13 protein-coding genes are annotated in these 16890 nt (G+C 73.2%); 7 read left to right on the top strand and 6 right to left on the bottom strand.

The annotated features are described in order from the left end of the window. The first annotated feature begins 188 nt into the window (after positions 1-188). Positions 189-1184: an ABC transporter substrate-binding protein gene (locus Pma05_RS31320; protein ID WP_203861106.1), complete on the top strand. Its 996-nt coding sequence runs from the start codon at positions 189-191 to the stop codon at positions 1182-1184. On the opposite strand, the gene bioD is transcribed toward Pma05_RS31320, so the two are convergent. Together bioD and Pma05_RS31310 are read right to left on the bottom strand one after the other, a co-directional pair. Further along, the gene (gene bioD, locus Pma05_RS31315) at positions 1181-1885 is read right to left on the bottom strand and encodes a dethiobiotin synthase (RefSeq protein WP_203861125.1); all 705 of its coding nucleotides are present in this window, start codon (positions 1883-1885) and stop codon (positions 1181-1183) included. The genes Pma05_RS31320 and bioD overlap by 4 nt on opposite strands. A gap of 46 nt (positions 1886-1931) precedes the next feature. Further along, positions 1932-3068 (bottom strand): 8-amino-7-oxononanoate synthase, encoded by a 1137-nt coding sequence (locus Pma05_RS31310; protein ID WP_203861105.1) that lies wholly within the window; start codon positions 3066-3068, stop codon positions 1932-1934. A gap of 317 nt (positions 3069-3385) precedes the next feature. Here Pma05_RS31310 and bioB point away from each other — a divergent pair, with 317 nt between their 5' ends. From bioB to Pma05_RS31290, 5 genes are all read left to right on the top strand, one after another. After that, positions 3386-4381 carry a biotin synthase BioB gene (bioB, locus tag Pma05_RS31305; protein ID WP_203861104.1) on the top strand — a complete coding sequence of 332 codons (996 nt, stop codon included), beginning with the start codon at positions 3386-3388 and terminating at the stop codon, positions 4379-4381. A gap of 208 nt (positions 4382-4589) precedes the next feature. Then, on the top strand, positions 4590-4793 hold the full coding sequence (gene bsaP, locus Pma05_RS42975) for a biotin synthase auxiliary protein BsaP (RefSeq protein WP_239313453.1): 204 nt from the start codon (positions 4590-4592) through the stop codon (positions 4791-4793). Between the two features lie 303 nt (positions 4794-5096). Further along, positions 5097-7031, top strand: coding sequence for a lectin (locus tag Pma05_RS31300; RefSeq protein WP_203861103.1), 1935 nt, complete (start codon positions 5097-5099; stop codon positions 7029-7031). Positions 7032-7141: 110 nt separating this feature from the next. Continuing rightward, positions 7142-8647 carry a cellulose binding domain-containing protein gene (locus Pma05_RS31295; RefSeq protein ID WP_203861102.1) on the top strand — a complete coding sequence of 502 codons (1506 nt, stop codon included), beginning with the start codon at positions 7142-7144 and terminating at the stop codon, positions 8645-8647. 162 nt (positions 8648-8809) lie between these two features. Continuing rightward, entirely contained in the window at positions 8810-9457 is a 648-nt protein-coding gene (locus Pma05_RS31290; RefSeq protein ID WP_203861101.1) for a tetratricopeptide repeat protein, read from the top strand. A gap of 140 nt (positions 9458-9597) precedes the next feature. Here Pma05_RS31290 and Pma05_RS31285 read toward each other — a convergent pair whose 3' ends face one another. From Pma05_RS31285 to Pma05_RS44110, 3 genes are all read right to left on the bottom strand, one after another. Beyond that, positions 9598-12102, bottom strand: a complete 2505-nt coding sequence (locus tag Pma05_RS31285) for an ATP-binding protein (protein ID WP_203861100.1) — start codon at positions 12100-12102, stop codon at positions 9598-9600. A gap of 315 nt (positions 12103-12417) precedes the next feature. Further along, on the bottom strand, positions 12418-14874 hold the full coding sequence (locus Pma05_RS31280; RefSeq protein ID WP_203861099.1) for a M14 family zinc carboxypeptidase: 2457 nt from the start codon (positions 14872-14874) through the stop codon (positions 12418-12420). 120 nt (positions 14875-14994) lie between these two features. Next, on the bottom strand, positions 14995-15075 hold the full coding sequence (locus Pma05_RS44110; protein WP_369938690.1) for a putative leader peptide: 81 nt from the start codon (positions 15073-15075) through the stop codon (positions 14995-14997). 199 nt (positions 15076-15274) lie between these two features. Here Pma05_RS44110 and Pma05_RS31275 point away from each other — a divergent pair, with 199 nt between their 5' ends. Next, entirely contained in the window at positions 15275-16453 is a 1179-nt protein-coding gene (locus Pma05_RS31275; RefSeq protein WP_203861098.1) for a helix-turn-helix domain-containing protein, read from the top strand. Here the strand turns inward: Pma05_RS31275 and cutA are convergent. Continuing rightward, positions 16434-16763, bottom strand: coding sequence for a divalent-cation tolerance protein CutA (gene cutA / locus Pma05_RS31270; protein ID WP_203861097.1), 330 nt, complete (start codon positions 16761-16763; stop codon positions 16434-16436). The two genes, Pma05_RS31275 and cutA, sit on opposite strands and share 20 nt — an antisense overlap. Between the last annotated feature and the right edge of the window lie 127 nt (positions 16764-16890).

Below are 16890 nucleotides of genomic sequence, written 5' to 3'. Positions count from 1 at the left end.
CCCGGCCAGGCTACAAGCCGCGCCACCGGCCGGTTACTGCCGAAAGTCAGGAACCGCCGGTCGCTCCGGCCGGGCCGGGACCCGGAGGACGGCGCGTCTCCCGGGCAGGTGGCAACCGGTGCTACCCCGCCCGCCCGCTGTTAAGATTCGGGAACGCCGATGGATTCCGATCCCTGCGGGGAGCTCCGATGAGCAGGCTGGCCAGCAGAATCATCCGGTACGGCGGCGCCGCACTCCTGGTCCTGACGACGGCGGCCTGCGGCGGCTCCGGGCCGACCACACCGGCCGACGCCGACGGGCCGAGCCGGGAGAGACCGGTCGCGATCAAGGTCGGCGACATCGAGGGGGCGCCCGCCTCCTTCCTGGCGTTCGGCATCCAGCAGGGGTTCTTCACCGAGCAGGGTCTCGACGTCGCACTCGTCCGGCAGCAGGGCGGTGCCGCGATCGTGCCGGGGCTGGTCTCCGGCGACCTGGCGATCGGCGGCTCGAACGCGGTCTCCATGCTGCTGGCCCGCAGCCGGGGCATACCCGTGCGGATCATCGCCCCCGGTACGTCGGTCGGCGCCGATCCCGCCCGGGACTTCTCCGCCGTCGTCGTCGCCGCGAACTCGCCGATCCGGACGGTGTCGGACCTGGCCGGCCGGACGGTGGCGGTGAACACCCTGACCAACGTCAGCGAGGTCGTGCTGAAGGCGTCGCTGGAGAAGGCCGGTGCCGACCCGAACTCGATCACGTTCCTGGAGCTGGGCTTCCCGGAGATGCTCCCGGCGGTCACCCAGGGGCGGGTGGCGGCGGCCCTGGTGATCGAGCCGTTCGTCACCATCGCGGTCGGCCAGGGCGTACGGGTGCTGTTCCGGCCGTACGTCGAGGCGAAGCCGAACCTGGCGGTCGGGACGTACGCGGCGTCCGAGGCGTACATCCGGGCCAACCCGGCAGTGGTACGCGCGTTCCAGCGGGCCGCCGCCCGGACCGCCGCACACATCACCGCCCATCCGGAGGAATACCGGGCCGCGCTGCCCGGCATCGCGAACGTGCGGCCGGACCTCGCCCCGAAGGTGAACATCCCGGTCTGGGGGACCGGGGTCGACGTCGAGTCGCTGGAGTTCTTCGCCGACCGGATGGCGAGGTACGGGCTGGTCGAGACGAAACCCGACGTCGCGGCGGCGCACCTCCAGCCCGGTTAGCTGACCTCCTCGGCCCAGGCACGCCAGTCGTCGAGTACGCCGTGGAGCGCCGGGGTGAGCCAGCCCGGCGCGGAGCGGCGGAACACCCCCGGTTCGAGCGTGCCGGCCCCGTCCGGCAGCGCGCCGACCATGTTGGGGACCAGTTCCCGCAGGTTGGCCCAGTGCACCAACTCCGGCTCGGCCGGCCAGGCACCGAGCACCACCCCGCAGGGCACCGCCCGCCGGTCCAACGCCTCCAGGGTGAGCGCGGTGTGGTTCAACGTGCCGAGCCCGGCCCGGGTGACCACCACCGCCGGGGCACCGATCGACACCGCCAGGTCGGCCAGCGTCCACGCCTCGCCGGACGGGCGCAACCCCATCGGGACCAGCAGCCCGCCCGCCCCCTCGACGAGTACCAGGTCGTGCTTTTCCGCGTCGGCCTTGATCTCGTCGGCGACCGCGTACAGCTCCAGCGGCTCGGCCTCGGCGACCCGGGCCGCCGCGAGTGGTGCCAGCGGGTCGGGATAGCTGGCCAGGGTACGCGCGGTCATCGGCGCGGCCAGCCGGTTCACCGTGTCGACGTCGGGTTCGGCGCCGGTCGCCGTACCGGTCTGGCCGGGTTTGAGGACCGCGACCCGCAGGCCGGCGGCCTGGGCGGCGGCGGTGATCGCCGCGGTGACCACCGTCTTGCCCACGTCGGTGTCGGTACCGGTGACCAGGATCGGCCCGCGCCACGCCACGCCGCTCACCACACACCTCCGGTCGCGCTCACGGGGCACACTCCACGATCACGTCGAGTGCCCGGTCGAAGTCGGCCCGGTCGATGCCGACGTTGATGGTCAGCCGCAGCCGGGAGCGGGTGTCCGGGGTCGACGGCGGCCGGAAGCAGCCGACCGCGACGCCCCGGTCCCGGCAGTCGGCCGCCCAGGCCACCGCGGTCTCCGGGCCGGGTGCGGTCACCGAGACCACCCCGGCGGCCGGGGCCGAGACCGCCAGCCCGGCCGCGCCGAGCCGCCGGGTCACCGTGCCGGCCCGGTCGGCCAGCTCGGCCCGGAGCGCGTCGCCGGCCCGGGCCAGCCCGGCGGCGGCGAGCACCCCGGCGACCACCGCCGGGGGCGGCGCGGTGTCGTAGATGAAGGTACGGCCGGTGTCGACCAGGTGCCGGACCAGCTCCGTCGGCCCGGCCACCACCCCGCCGGCTCCGCCGAGCGCCTTGGACAGCGTCGCGGTCACCACCACGTCGGGCTCGCCGGCCAGCCCGGCGCCGGCCACCGCGCCCGCCCCGGCCGGACCGAGTACGCCGAGCGCGTGCGCGTCGTCGACCAGCAGCAGCGCGCCGTACCGGCGGGCCACGTCGTGCAGTTCGGCGAGCGGGGCGAGGTCGCCGTCGACGGAGAAGACCGACTCGGTGACCACCACCGCCGGTCGGCCCGGTGCCCCGGCCAGGGCCGCCTCGACGGCGTCGACGTCCAGGTGCGGGGTGACCCGGGTCTCCGCACCGGAGATCTTGCAGCCGTCGATCAGCGAGGCGTGGTTGTGCGCGTCGGAGACCAGCAGGGAGCGGGGCCGGACCAGGGCGCGTACCGCGCCGAGGTTGGCGAGGTAGCCGGAGGAGTAGACCAGGGTCCGCCCGGTGCCGAGCCAGTCGGCGAGGGTGTCCTCCAGCGCGTGGTGGGCGTCGGTGGAGCCGCGTACCAGTCGGGAGCCGGTGGCGCCCAGTCCGTACCCGGTCAGCGCCTCGGCCGCGGCGGCGACCACCGCCGGATGCCGGGACAGCCCGAGATAGTCGTTGCCGGCGAGGTCGACCACGTCCTCGGTGGCGCTCCTCGGCCGCAGCCGTCGAGTGAGGCCGGCCTTGGCACGCAGCCGCGCCCGCCGGTCCAGGCCCTCCAGCCAGCTCGGCACCGCCACCCCCACCCTGGTCCGCGTCCGCCCCCGGGCGCTGTCGGAAACCCGATCGCCGCACGTCCGGCACAGCGCCGGCCCGCCCGGAGTCGGCTCGCACACGTCCGGAACCTTCCGGCCCGCCCGGAGTCGACTCGCGCCGGGTCCGGGTCGGCGGGCCTGCGGCGGCCCCGACCGGCGAAAATACCACCCGTCGCGTTCTCCGGCGGCCCGCCGGGCCGGCCGAACCGGGACCGGTGGCCCGGCGGCGGGGGCATCCGGGCAGCTCGGCCGGGTGGCCGCACATCGACGGACGATCCGCTTGTAGGGTACGACCCATGCCAGAAATCCTCGACCGGGCGCGTACCCAGGTGCTCGACGGTGGTGTCGGTCTCGACGAGGCCGGCATACTCGCCGTGCTGCGGCTGCCCGACGAGCACCTGTCGGCGGCGCTCCAGCTCGCGCACGAGGTACGGATGCGCTGGTGCGGCCCGGAGGTCGAGGTCGAGGGGATCGTCTCGCTGAAGACCGGCGGCTGCCCGGAGGACTGTCACTTCTGCTCGCAGTCCGGGCTGTTCGCCTCGCCGGTCCGGTCGGTCTGGCTGGACATCCCGTCCCTGGTCGAGGCGGCGAAGCAGACCGCCGCCACCGGTGCCACCGAGTTCTGCATCGTCGCGGCGGTCCGGGGCCCGGACGAGCGGCTGATGACGCAGATGCGCGAGGGCGTGGCCGCGATCCGGGCCGAGGTGGAGATCCAGGTCGCCGCCTCACTCGGGATGCTGACCCAGGCCCAGGTCGACGAGCTGGTCGAGATGGGCGTGCACCGCTACAACCACAACCTGGAGACCTGCCGCTCCTTCTTCCCCAACGTGGTCAGCACGCACTCCTGGGAGGAGCGCTGGGAGACGTTGCGGATGGTCCGCGCCTCGGGCATGGAGGTCTGCTGCGGCGGCATCCTGGGGCTGGGCGAGACCGTCGAGCAGCGTGCCGAGTTCGCGGCGCAGCTCGCCGAACTGGACCCGCACGAGGTACCACTGAACTTCCTCAACCCCCGGCCGGGCACCCCGCTCGGCGACCAGCCGGTGGTGGAGCCGCGTGACGCGCTCCGGGCCATCGCCGCGTTCCGGCTGGCGATGCCCCGCACCATCCTCCGGTACGCCGGTGGCCGGGAGATCACCCTCGGCGACCTCGGTACCCGGGACGGCCTGCTCGGCGGGATCAACGCGGTGATCGTCGGCAACTACCTGACCACGCTCGGCCGCCCGGCCGGCGAGGACCTGGCGCTGCTGGACGAGCTGAAGATGCCGGTCAAGGCGCTCTCGGCGACGCTGTAGTCCGGCCGAAAATGCTGGTCAAGGCGTTGTCGGCAACGCTGTGGTCCGGCTGAAGATGCCGGCCAAGGTGTTGTCTGCGACGCTGTAGTCCGGCGCGTTCCCGCCGGCCGAGCCTCGGTGCCGTGGGCGCCGAAGTGGCACGACCGGCGAGCGGGACGAGGAAGCGGCGCCCGACGGCGGGAGCGACGAACGGGAGGGCAGGGCCGACATGGCGGGTACGACGAACCCGACCGACCTCTGGTGCGACCGTTGCGGTGAGCCGGTGTCCGCCGGGAAACACTCGGGCTGCCAGGCCGCGCGCGAGTGGGAGCCGCCCCGGTTCTGCCCACGTTGCCGGCGCCGGATGAAGGTGCAGGTCCTCCCCTCCGGCTGGTCGGCGGTCTGCGTCGAGCACGGCACAGCCCAAGGCTGACCCGCCCACCCCCACCCTCCCGCTGGCGAACGGGCGGAGCGGAGCGGCCGTCGGGCGGGGCGGAGCGGCCGTCGGGCGGGGCGGAGCTGTTCACCTGGACGCCAGGTGCGTTAACTGCCCTGTGTAACGCATCTGGCGTCCAGGTGAGCGTGCGGTCTTGTCGGGGAAGACGTCGACGTGCGGCCGGTCGGGCCGGCGTGTGGCGGTACGGTCGCATTGACACTCTTTATTAAAGAGTGTTATCTATTAATGCCGGCCGGCCGCTGACCTCTGGAGATCCGTCCACGGAGGGGAGACCCCCGCATGTCCTCCGCAGGTACGACGGCGACCAACCGCCGCACACCCACCCGCCACCGCGCACCCACCCGCCGCCGGTCCGTCGCCGCCGGGCTGCTCTCGCTCTGCGTCGCCGCCGTCGGCACGGTCGCCGGGCCCACCCCGGCGTACGCGGCCAACGAGCCGGTGAACATCTGGCTGACCAGCACCTCCGACTCCGGCGGCCGGACGGTGACCCGTGGCCTGCAACAGCAGACGCCGATCAACTTCGCCGCCACCAGCCCCGGCGCCACGCACACCGTCACGGTCAACGAGAACGTCCGCTACCAGCAGTTCGAGGGCGGCGGCGCCTCGATCACCGACACCACCGCCTACCTGTTCCGGGGCGGGCCGATCAGCGCGGCGACCCGGGACGCGGTGATGCGCCGGTTGTTCCACCCCACCGACGGGATAGGGCTCTCCTTCGTCCGCAACCCGATCGGCGCCTCCGACCTGTCCCGGCCCGGCCACGTGTCGCTGGACGACACCTGCTGCGACCTGAACGACTTCGGCGCCAACGGCTACGACACCAACGTCCGGCTGCTCACCGCGCAGGCCAAGCAGCTCAACCCGGCGCTGCGGGTCAAGGGCGTGCCGTGGAGCGCGCCGGGCTGGATGAAGGACAACGGCCGGATGGACCAGATGGGCTGGCTGAAGTGGGAGTACTACCCGCTCTACGCCCAGTACTTCGTGAGGTACGTCCAGTCGTACCAGGCGGCCGGGATCCCGGTGAACTACGTTTCGGTGCAGAACGAGCCGAACTGCTGCCAGGCGGCGAACCCGCCGGCGATGAACTACCCGGGGATGAGCTGGAACTCCTCCGGCCTGCTGGAGTTCACCAAGAATCACCTGCTGCCGGCCTTCCGGGCCGCCGGCATCAGCACCAAGGTGATGGTGCACGACTGGAACTACGGCGACTGGGGCCAGATCGGCAGCGGGATCGTCGCCGACGCCGCGCTGCGCAACGACCCGCTCTTCGCCGGCATCGCCTGGCACGGCTACGCCGGCAGCCCGAGCGTCGGCTCCCAGGTGCACGCCCAGTATCCGGCGGTCCGGCAGTTCAGCACCGAGCACTCCGGTGGCACCTGGATCGGCAACCAGCACAACGAGGACCTGGCCGACATCGTCAACTACACCCGGAACTGGAGCGGCAGCGTCGTCAAGTGGAGTCTCGCGCTGAACCAGAGCATGGGTCCGCACAACGGCGGCTGTGACGTCTGCACCGGGCTGGTCACCGTACAGGAGGGCGGCCCACGCGCCGGCCAGGTCGACAACACCATCGAGTACTACACCACCGGGCACCTGACGAAGTTCGTCAAGCCGGGGGCGTACCGGATCGACTCGACCGCGAACGGCACGGTGCAGAACGTGGCCTGGGTCAACCCGGACGGCTCCAAGGCGCTGATCGCGCACAACGGCGGCACCGGCAGCCAGTCGGTCCGGGTGGTCTGGGGTGGACAGTCGTTCACGTACACCCTGCCGGCCCGGACCACCGCGACCTTCACCTGGTCCGGCACCCAGTCCGGCGGTGGCGGCGGCCGAACCGGCCAGATCGTCGGGCTCGCCGGCAAGTGCCTGGACGTGGCCGGCGCGAACAGCGCGGACGGTACCGCCGTGCAGCTCTACGACTGCAACGGCAGTGCGGCCCAACAGTGGACCCTGGGCACCGACGGCACGGTGCGGGCACTCGGCAAGTGCCTCGACGTCCGGGACAACTCGACCGCGAACGGTGCCCGGGTGCAGATCTGGAGCTGCACCGGCGCGGCGAACCAGCGCTGGACCGCCACCGCCGGCCGGGATCTGACCAGCGCCAGCGCGAACAAGTGCCTGGACGTGCTGGACAACAGTTCCGCGAACGGTACGCCGACCCAGCTCTGGACCTGCACCGGCACCGCCAACCAGAAGTGGACCGTACCGGTCTGAGCAGTACCGGCCGACCGCCGCCCACGAGGCCCGGCAGGACGCCCGGCAGGAGTGCTCCTGCCGGGCGTCCTTCCTGTTCGCCGCCGACCGCCGCCGGTTGACTTCGAGCCATGACGCGACCATGGAAAGCCGTCGTTCGCACCCTGTTGGCCGGCGGACTCGTCGGCGCCGCCGCGCTCGCCGGACCGGTGCCCGGCGCCGCGGCCCCGCCCGCACCCGCCCCGGCAGGCCGGACGGACGCCGGCTCCTCGCTGCTCGACCTGCTGCCGGCCGGCGTCGCCGACCGGATGACCGCGCAGGTCCCGCTGGTCGACGCGGCCAGCGTGATCCGGACCGCCGTCGAGCGCGGCGACGCCGCCGGATACGCCGGGCTCGGCCTGGTGGACCAGCACGTCACCCTCTGGTGGAAGGGACCACTGTCGGCCGAGGTCGCCTCGGCGGTCGCCCGGGCTCGGAAGACCGCGCCGGTCGAGGTGGCCGCCGCGACGTACTCCCGGGCCGAACTGCGGGCCGCCGCCGCCAAGCTGGCGCCGACGGTTCGGGCCTCGGCCGCGAAGCCCACGGTCCGGCTGCGCACCGACGGCGCCGGCCTGGAGGTCGCGGTTTCCGGTACGCCGTCCGCCGCCCGGCTCCCGAAGCTGCCGGCCACCGGGGTACGCACCACCGTGGTGCAGCGGCGTCCGATGGTCGACCGGTCCCGGGAGGACGACGCCGCACCGTGGACCGGCGGAGCCCGGATCTGGAACGGCGGCATCCTGTGCAGCTCGGCGTTTGGCGCCCGGGACGCCGGCACCGGCGCCGGCTACCTGCTCAGCGCCGGCCACTGTAGCGACCTCGGCGCGGTGTGGACGGCCGGCAGCGGTGCCACCATCGGAGCGGCGGCCCGGAAGAACTCCGACCACGACGCGATGCTGATCTCGACGCCGTCGGTCAGCGGCGACCTCTACGTCGGCGGGTCACACGACGAGGTACGCGCGAGGGTGGTCGGCTGGACCGAGGTCTTCCCCGGCCAGTTGCTCTGCCAGTCCGGCGCGACCAGCGCCTGGGAGCTGTCCCGGCCGATCTGCAACTTCCGGGTCGAGTTCCACTACGAGGACCGGGAGGACCTGGTCGAGGCGACCCAGCTCGACGGCGAGGAGGCGGCGCGCGGCGGCGACAGCGGCGGACCGGTCTACGCGGTCAACCCCGACGGCACGGTACTGGCCGCCGGCACGGTCACCCGCTCCGGCGGCCCGGGTCTCGGCTTCCAGGACTTTGCCACCTACCGGGACGACTTCGGCGACATCGTGCCGGTGACCGGCACCGCCAGCACCACCTGCCGGGTCTCGTACGCGGTCACCGACTCGTGGAGCGGCGGCTTCGCGGCCAGCGTCACGGTGCACAACAGCGGGCCGGCGGTCACCGGCTGGAGCCTCGGCTGGTCCTTCCCGGGTGACCAGGTGGTGCAGGGCCACTGGCACGGGCAGTTCCAGCAGAGCGGCGCGGCGGTCGTGGTCACCAACGAGGCACACAACGCCACCATCCCGGCCGGCGGCTCGGTCAACCTGGGCTTCACCGCAAGCGGTACCCCGGTCACCCCGGCACCGTTCACCCTGAACGGCGCGCCCTGTAGCTGATCCGCCCCGGCAACCGGTGTCGAGGCCGACGGCCACGAGCCGTTCCACCGACCTCACCACATCCCACGGGCCCTGCCGCCACCAGCGGCAGGGCCCGCCCGGCGGTAGCAGGGCCCGTTCGACGTTAGACTCGGCGGCTCGCGGACGGGGGGACGGGCGACGATGACCGACGACCGGATCGGGCGGGCCAGACTGCACTACGAACGCGCCGTCTTCGGCGGCGACGCCGACGCGCTGGACGCGGCCGACCGGGACCTGGACGCGGTCGAGGCCGACCTGGCGCTGGCCCGGGGCCGGATCGTGCACGCGCGCTACCTCGCGGACCGGACCGAGGACCCGGACGAGCTGCCACTGTTCGAACGGGCGGTCCGGCTCTACCAGCGGCTCGCCGACCCGCGCGGCGAGGCCGAGGCGCTCTTCTGGGTCGGCACCTTCCACCAGGTGGTGCGGCAGGACTTCGAGACCGCGCAGCCGGCGCTGCTCCGCGCCGCCGACCTCGCCGCCCGAGCCGGGGATCGGCTGACCCTCTCGTACGCGCTGCGCCACCTCGGCATCGCCGAGCACCGCGCCGGCCGGCTGGACACGGCACGGGAGCGGCTGGCCGAGTCGACCCGGCTGCGCCGGGAGATCGGCTTCCCGGCCGGTGTCGCGGCGAACCTGATCGGGCTGGCGCATCTCGCCGCCGCCGGTGGTGACCGGTCCGGTGCGCTCGCGCTGCTGGACGAGGCGGCGACGCTCGCCGAGACCGCCGAGGCGTACGGCATCTTGCGCTGGGTGCGGGAGGCCCGAGGCGAGATCGCGTCCGGGTGATCCGCGCCGCCGTACAACCGATCCGGCACGGGTCCCGTCGGTAGGTGGGATCCCGATGGGGGCTCGGCGGATGCGGGACGAGCCGGCAGCGCTGCAGGCGGTCGTCTGGCGCTGCCGCTGAACCCTCCCCAGGCCCCGGACTACTCCGCCGCCAGTTCGCGCAGCAGGGTGGCGCGCAGGCTCCGGGCCTCGGGGGCGTCCAGTTCACCGCAGCGATCCAGCGCCCGCTGGCGTAGCAGCCGGGCGTCCGCCGAACCGACCTTGTCCGCGCCGGCCAGCGCCGCCAGGGCGTGCAGCGTCCGCGCCTCCCACCACGGACTGGGTACGCCGGCGAACAGCGCCAGGGCCTGCCGCAACTCTTCGGTGGCCGCACCGACCTCGCCAAGTTCCCGCAGCGCCGTGCCGTACTGGTACGCCGCGCCGGCCTCGCCGAACGTCGCCGCGCAGCGCCGAAACAGGGTACGGGCCCGGGCGTACTCGGCTGCGGCAGCCGGCCAGTCTCGCCCGCCGGCCAGGTCGGCACCGAGCGCCATCGTCGTGGCGGCCTGGGCGACCAGCGCTCCGGTGCTGCTCAGCCCGCTCTCCCGGCGATAGAACTCGAGCACCTCGCGGTGCACGTCGGCGGCCTCGGAGTACCGGCCGAGCGCGGCCAGCGCCGAACCGTGGACGTTGGCGGCGGTGGCCTCGCCGAGTTCGTAGCCGAGCTGGCGGAAGAGCGCGACGGCCTGCCGGGCGGAGTCGACGGCGTACCCGGCCCGGCCGGACCGGACGAAGATCGAGGCCGAGTACGTCAACGCCCACGCCTCCTCTCGGCGGTCGCCGATCCGCCGGGCCAGCTCCAGCGCCTGTTCCAGCGCGGCCAGCCCGTCGGCGTTCCGCTCCCGGCAGTAGTACCGCGCCCAGCCCAGGAAGTTGAGCAGTACCGCCTCGTCCCGGGGGCTGCCCAGGGCCCGGGCTGCGGTCACGCCGAGCGAGAAGACCTCGTCCCAGGAGTGCCGGTGGGTGGCGGCGTCGGAATACCAGTGCATCGCCCGGGCCACCCGTACGACGTCGGCGTGCCAGCCCTGCCGGGCCGCGTCCCGCAGCGCCGCCGGCCAGTTGCCGGACTCCCGGTCCAGCCAGGCGCCCGCCTCGCGGTGGTCGTCGAACGGGTTGCCCGGCCGGCGGGCGCCCGGGGAGAACATCGCACCGGCCTGCTCGGTCCGGTGCAGCAGCCAGCCGACCAGCCGGTCGTGCGCCCCGGTCCGCTGCTCCGCCGACTCGTCACCGGCGAGGCGTTCGTGGGCGTAGAGGCGTACCAGGTCGTGGAACCGGTAGCGGTCGCCGAGCGGCAGCAGCAGTCCGGCGTCGACCAGGTCCTCGGCCGCCTGCCCGGCGGTCTCCTCGTCGCAGCCGGCGGCGGCCGCCACCAGGCCGGCGTCGAAGTCGGCGCCGGGGATCAGCGACGCCCGCCGGAACGCCGTCGCGGTGACCGGGTCGAGCTGCCGGTAGGAGACCTCGAACGCGGCCCGGACCCCGAGATCCCCGGCGGTGAGTACGGTCAGCCGACGGCGCTGGTCACGCAACTGGCCGACCAACCTGGCGATGCTCCACTGCGGTCGGGTGGCCAGCCGGTTGCCGGCGATCCGCAGCGCCAGTGGCAGCCGCCCGCAGAGCCGGACGAGCTGTTCGGCGGCGGCCGGCTCGGCGGCGACCCGCTCGGCGCCGACGATCGAGGTCAGCAGTTCCCGCCCCGGCTCTGGATCGAGCAGCCCGAGCGGCACCCGCACGGCACCGGCCAGCCCGGTCAGCGGTCGCCGGCTGGTGACCAGGACGAGGCAGTGCCGCCCGGCCGGCAGCAGTGGGCGTACCTGTGCCTCGTCGGCGGCGTTGTCCAGCACCAGCAGCAGCCGACGGTCCCGGGTGAGGGTCCGGAACAGGCCGGCCCGCTCGGCCGGTGACGCCGGCATCCGGTCGTCGGGCAGGCCGAGCGAGCGCAGCAGTCCGGCCAGCGCCTCGGCCGGCTCGACCCGCCCGGGCACCGGAGCGCCGCCGGGGTCCCCCCGCTGCACCGCACCGCCGGGGTCGGCCGCCGCGCCGCCGAGGTCGACGAAGAGTTGCCCGTCGGGGAAGCCGCCGCTGAACTGGTGACCGGCCACGACGGTGACACTGGTCTTACCGGTACCGGGCGGGCCGTGCACGACCGCCAGCGTGGCCGTACCGGTCTGGCCGGCCGTGGCCTCACCGGCGAGCGCCCGCAGGGCGGCGAGTTCGCCGGACCGACCGGCCAGGTCCCGTACCGCGCTGGGCAGTTCACCCGGCACGACATCGCGCGGCACGACATCGCGCGGCACGACATCGCGCGGCACGGCTCCGGTCGGACGCTCTGGCCGGTCGGGACCGTCCGGCGGCAGGCGTACGGTGCGCGCGGCGGCGAGGAACTCGACACGGTCGGACCCGTCGAGGTCGAGCGCGTCGGCGAGCAGTACGGCGGTCCGGCGCTGCGGTGACCGGACCCGGCCCCGCTCCATCTCCCGGATGCTCCGGACACTGGAGCCGGAGCGTTCCGCCAACTCCTCCTGGGTCAGGCTGCCCCGCCGCCGAAGTGTCCGAAGCAGAACTCCGAACTGGTCCCGCCGTTCCTGGTCCAAGGAGACGCCCCCCACCGCCGGTCCCCGAGCCCGCGCTCGCCCCCCGGCGACCACGTGAACTTCCGTCGATGCTCGCACGCGGGGCGATGCCGGCGGACCGCTGCGACGACAACTGTGAGACCTACCATGCACAGTCCGTGACGAATCGGTCGAGGCCGATCACCCGGTCGGCCGAGCCGCCGTCCGGGCGGGCCCGGCGAGGTGGGCGCGTACCGGACGGCGGTGGTCAGAGTCGGTAGCTCCGACCGGGCCCGACCCGCCCGCCGGACGCGGATGGGGCCCGGGTGCGTGACACCCGGGCCCCGGTCTCACCCGGTCATCGGGACCGGGTCAGCGCTGTGCCGCCCAGAGCAGGGCCCGGCCCAACTGCGAGTGCAGGCCCTTGGGGTGCAGCCGGAACGTCGGGTCCGTACCGAACAGCACCACGCCGTTGCCGCCCGGGCTGACCGTACGGACGATGCTGGCCTGCCCGGCCGCCGCGGCCTGCCCGGTGGTGCCGGCCTCGTTCGCCGCCCACCAGCCGGCGAGCAGCGGATCGGCGGCGTACGACTGCTCGACCGTGACCCCGGCACCCAGGCCGGTAAACCAGACCGGCTGGTTGATGAACGCGTGCGGTACGGCACCCGCCGTCACCGGGCCGCCCCGGTTGACGATGTTGGCCACCCCGCTGGCCAGGCTGGCGCCGGCGGTGGCGGTGACGCTGAGCAGTCCGGTGGCGTTGCCGAAGCCCGCCCCGGCGGTACCCAGTCCGACCACCCCACCGCCCCGGCCGAGGAACGCGTCCAGCGCGGCCCGGTTCTCCGGGGTCAGGGTCGTCAGGTTGACGTTGCTCGCCACCAGCAGCACGTCGACGTCGGCGGTGAGCGTCGTGGCCAGCGTCGTCGTGGTGAGCGCGCGGGCCTCGAAACCGGTGTCGAGCAGGGTGTCCCGCTCCTCGACGGTACCCAGGTAGCCGACGACCACCTCGGCCAGCAGGGTGCCCTGCCAGCGGGCCGGCGCGCGCTCGAAGGTCACGCCGTGCTCGCGGACCTCGGTCCGGGCCAGCCGGCGGTTGTCCGGGGTACCGGGGACGACGACCGAGCCGTCGGCCAGCCGGTAGACCCTGGCGCCCTTGTCCAGCAGGGAGTTGACCGCGAGCAGGTCGGCGCCGTCCTGGACGTCCAGCCGCAGGTCGCCGTTGCCGCCGGGCAGGTCACCCTCGGCGGTGCCGTCGTAGGTCCGCTCCAGGCGTACGTCGGGGAGGCGGTCCCACACCGTGTCGACGGTGGCACCCCAGGTCAGCCCCTGGCTCCAGGCGGCTGGGCCGGCGTAGAGGTCGTCCACCCGGCCGGTCAGGTCGATGCCGGGTTCGAGCAGGGAGTTGACCAGGCCGCGCTTGGGCTGGTGCAGGTCGATCACGTACGAGCCGGCCGGGTAGGACTTCCCGTTCGCCCGGAAGTCCTTCTTCGCCTTCCAGACCCGGCCGCCGCTGCCGACCAGCAGGTCGACCAGGCGGGCCGCGGCGGTCTCGGAGTGCTGCCCGGGGCCGGTCGGGATCACGTACGCCCGGGGGAAGGTGGTCCGGTAGTCGTCCTCCGGACCCCACCCCGGCACGTAGCCGTCCGGGAGCTTGCGCAGCGGCTCGCCGGCCCAGCCGCGCCGGTACACCTCGGCCTGGTCGTGCAGCACCTGGTCACGGTGCTCCTGGATGTACGCCAACGAGGTCTTGATCGCCACCTCGTGCACGTCGGTGTTGATGCCGGAGCGGCGTACCTTCTCTTCCGGGGTGAGGTTGCCGCGCGGGTTCAGCGGCGCCTCGATGGTGTACGGGATGCTGCTCTGCAACATCGCGAACGACGGTACGTAGATCGGCGGGAAGTCGTCCCAGACCCCCGGCTCGTCGTCCCGGAACGGGATCCGGGCCCGCTGGGTCTCCGGGTAGCCGAGGGCGCGCAGCCCCTCCTCGATCGCCAGCGCGTTCGGCAGGCCGTGCTTGATGTAGAGGTCGTACTCGTTGTTGACGTTGTGCGGCGGGGTGCTCGGGTGCAGCAGCGTCGGGTTGACGTAGCCGTGCAGGTCGAGCGTGATGATCGGCTTGCTGTCGACGATCAGCTCGCGGATCAGGTTGGTCTCCGGCTGCGACACGATGGTCAGGTCGCGGTTGAGGTCGTAGCCGGCGGCGTTCTGCCGGGTGCCGGCGACCCGGCCGTCCGGGTTCGAGGTGATGTTGAAGACCAGGCGGTTCCGCCGCAGCAGCGTGGCGACCGCCGGGTCGGTGCTGGTGGCGTACTCCTCGATGACCCGCAGCGCGGCGTCGGTACCCTCCCACTCGTTGCCGTGGATGTTGGCGTTGACGAAGAGCGGGGTCTTGTAGTCGCGGAGCAGCGTGCGGTCGGTGCGGGCCCTGACCGGCTCCTCCTCGATCAGGCGCTTCCACGCCTCCTGCTGGCGTGCCTCGGCGCGGCTCTCCGGCGCGGTGACCGTGACCGCGTAGAGGTCGTAGCCGCCGGAGGACCTCCCGGCCACCCGGGCGGAGACCCGGTCGCTGGCCTTCTGCAACGCGTTCAGCTTGGGCGCGATCTCGTCGTACGGCGTGACGCCGATCGGGATCGACGCGTCGTTCGGGTTGTCCGGCCAGACCGGCAGCACGTTCTGCCGGGGGTAGCCCTTGATGTCGTGCAGGTCGACGGGACGCGCCGGTACGGCCGGCAGCGCGGACGCGGACACGGGCCCGGTCCAGGCCAGCGTGCCGAGCAGCGAGACGGCGACCGCCGCGGCGGCGAGCCGGTGATGCGGACGTCTGGACATGAAGGAGAGTTCTCCTGTCGGGATAGGGGGAATTGCCGCGTGGGCGGTCGCCACCGCGGGGCCGGAGACCCACGGGTCGGGAAACGCCGCCGGCAGGGCGGAACGGATTGGAGCCCGGCGTCAGAGGGACGGTCGACAGGCAGCGCTGGCGACGCGCAGCAGGTCGATGTGACCCCGCTTGGTCAGAAAGGCGCTTCGCACAAAGTAGATCTTGATCGAACGTCGACACGGTGTCAACCGTCGATCCACAGGCCGCGACGGAACGGCCCACCCCGACCCGTGGCACGCGCAGGACGCCGACGGCCACCCCGGGACCCCTGCCAGGTGTACCGTCCAAGCCGGGTGGGCGTCGGAGTAGCGGCCGCCGCCCCGCCGCCCAGACCGCTACCTGGGAGTCCCGATGCCTGAAACCGGGTTCGCGGCTCGGATGCGCGAACTACGTACCGAGCGCGGTATGTCGCTGCGCAAGCTGGCCGCCACCGCCTTCTACGGCAAGAGCTATCTGCACGAGCTGGAGACCGGGATGAAGGAGCCCACGCCCCAGGCGGCCAAGCGGATCGATGACGCGCTGGGAGCGGGTGGGACACTCGCGGCACTGGCGAGCACCGGCATGCGGCGCCGGGAAGTGATCGCCCGGGCCGGTTTGGCCGTCGCGCTTCCACACACGATCCTCGACCACGGCCGCAGGGTCGGCGCCGATACACCCCGGCAGATTGCCGACCGGACCGCCAGGCTGCGGCGGATCGATGACTACCTCGGCGGCGCCGACACGGTCGCGATGTACGCGGCCGAGTTGGAGTCGACATTGCGGATCATCCAAGACGGCAGCTACACGGCGACCACCGGGCGCGAGTTGCTGCGGGTCTTCGCGGAGCAGGCGCAGATGGCCGGCTGGGCAGCGTTCGACGCCGGCCAGCACGACGACGCAGGGCAGTGGTATCGGTCCAGCCTCGCTGCGGCGCGTGACGCAGGGGATCTGCCGTTGGCCGGCAACGCGATCAATCTTCTCGCCTATCAAGAACTGGCGCTGGGCCAGGCTGCGACGGCGACGATCGCGGCGGCGTACGACACGGCCGCCGAGTCGGCGACGCCCGTCGTGCGGGCGTTGCTGCATATGCGTGGCGCGTGGGTGCATGCCGTCAACGGGCACGCGGACGACACGGAGCGGCACCTGGACCTCGGCACAGCGTGCCTGACCGAGCACCACGACCGGCCCGAGCCCGACTGGGTGTACTGGGTCGATCGCCGCGAAGCGGACATCATGGCAGGTCGCTGCTGGGCTGTTTTGCGTCGGCCGATGCGGGCCATCCCGATCCTCGAAGCCGCGCTCGGGTGTTACGAGGACACGCACGCCCGGGAGAAGGCCCTGTATCTGTCCTGGCTGGCAGACGCCTACTTGGACGCGAATGAGGTCGAGCAGGGCTGTGCCACCGCTGCCCGCGCCGTCCGGCTGTCCGCCGGGGTGGGATCGACCCGACCGGGGCAGCGTATCGAGGCGTTCCTTGGCCGGCTTGGTCCGTACGCGCTGACGCCCTGCGCTACCGAGCTACGAGGACTGGTCAGCGGCCGGCAGGGCTGACCGAATCGGACAGCCAGGCGAGACACGCCGCAGATCCGGCCACGATCGGAGTGGCCGTCACCTGTGGGTTGTCCCACGTGTGCTGCTCCAGCAGCACCGTCTCCAGCTCCGGGTACCGACTGGCGGTGGTGTAGAGCATCAGGCGCCATTCCTCCCCGGTGCCTTGTTCGCCGAGGTGCCAAAACACGCTGGTCACGGGCCCGATCACCTGCGCGTTGCCGGCCAGCCGGGCGCCGACGGCATGCTGGGCGAGCGCCACTGCCGCCTCCCGCGTTTCGGTCGCAGTGGCCACTTCCAGATAGTCGGTCACGCGGAGAGCGTAGCCGTCCGCGGACAGCCCGGCGGACAGCCAGAGGACGCGTCATAGCTGTTGTGTGCCCACGCCGACCGGCAAGGCTGGCTGGCAGGGACGCACGGCGGTGGACGTCGAACCACCG

This window comes from Plantactinospora mayteni, from assembly GCF_016862935.1.
Classification (GTDB): Bacteria; Actinomycetota; Actinomycetes; order Mycobacteriales; family Micromonosporaceae; genus Plantactinospora; species Plantactinospora mayteni.
Note: the sequence above shows the minus strand (reverse complement) of the source record. Positions and strands in the feature narration are given on the sequence as shown.

Bases quoted from the DNA above. Each gene is read 5' to 3' on its own strand.
- Pma05_RS31320 (WP_203861106.1), top strand. From the start codon at position 189: ATGAGCAGGCTGGCCAGCAGAATCATCCGGTACGGCGGCGCCGCACTC.
- bioB (WP_203861104.1), top strand. From the start codon at position 3,386: ATGCCAGAAATCCTCGACCGGGCGCGTACCCAGGTGCTCGACGGTGGT.
- bsaP (WP_239313453.1), top strand. From the start codon at position 4,590: ATGGCGGGTACGACGAACCCGACCGACCTCTGGTGCGACCGTTGCGGT.
- Pma05_RS31300 (WP_203861103.1), top strand. From the start codon at position 5,097: ATGTCCTCCGCAGGTACGACGGCGACCAACCGCCGCACACCCACCCGC.
- Pma05_RS31295 (WP_203861102.1), top strand. From the start codon at position 7,142: ATGACGCGACCATGGAAAGCCGTCGTTCGCACCCTGTTGGCCGGCGGA.
- Pma05_RS31290 (WP_203861101.1), top strand. From the start codon at position 8,810: ATGACCGACGACCGGATCGGGCGGGCCAGACTGCACTACGAACGCGCC.
- Pma05_RS31280 (WP_203861099.1), bottom strand. From the start codon at position 14,874: ATGTCCAGACGTCCGCATCACCGGCTCGCCGCCGCGGCGGTCGCCGTC.
- Pma05_RS31275 (WP_203861098.1), top strand. From the start codon at position 15,275: ATGCCTGAAACCGGGTTCGCGGCTCGGATGCGCGAACTACGTACCGAG.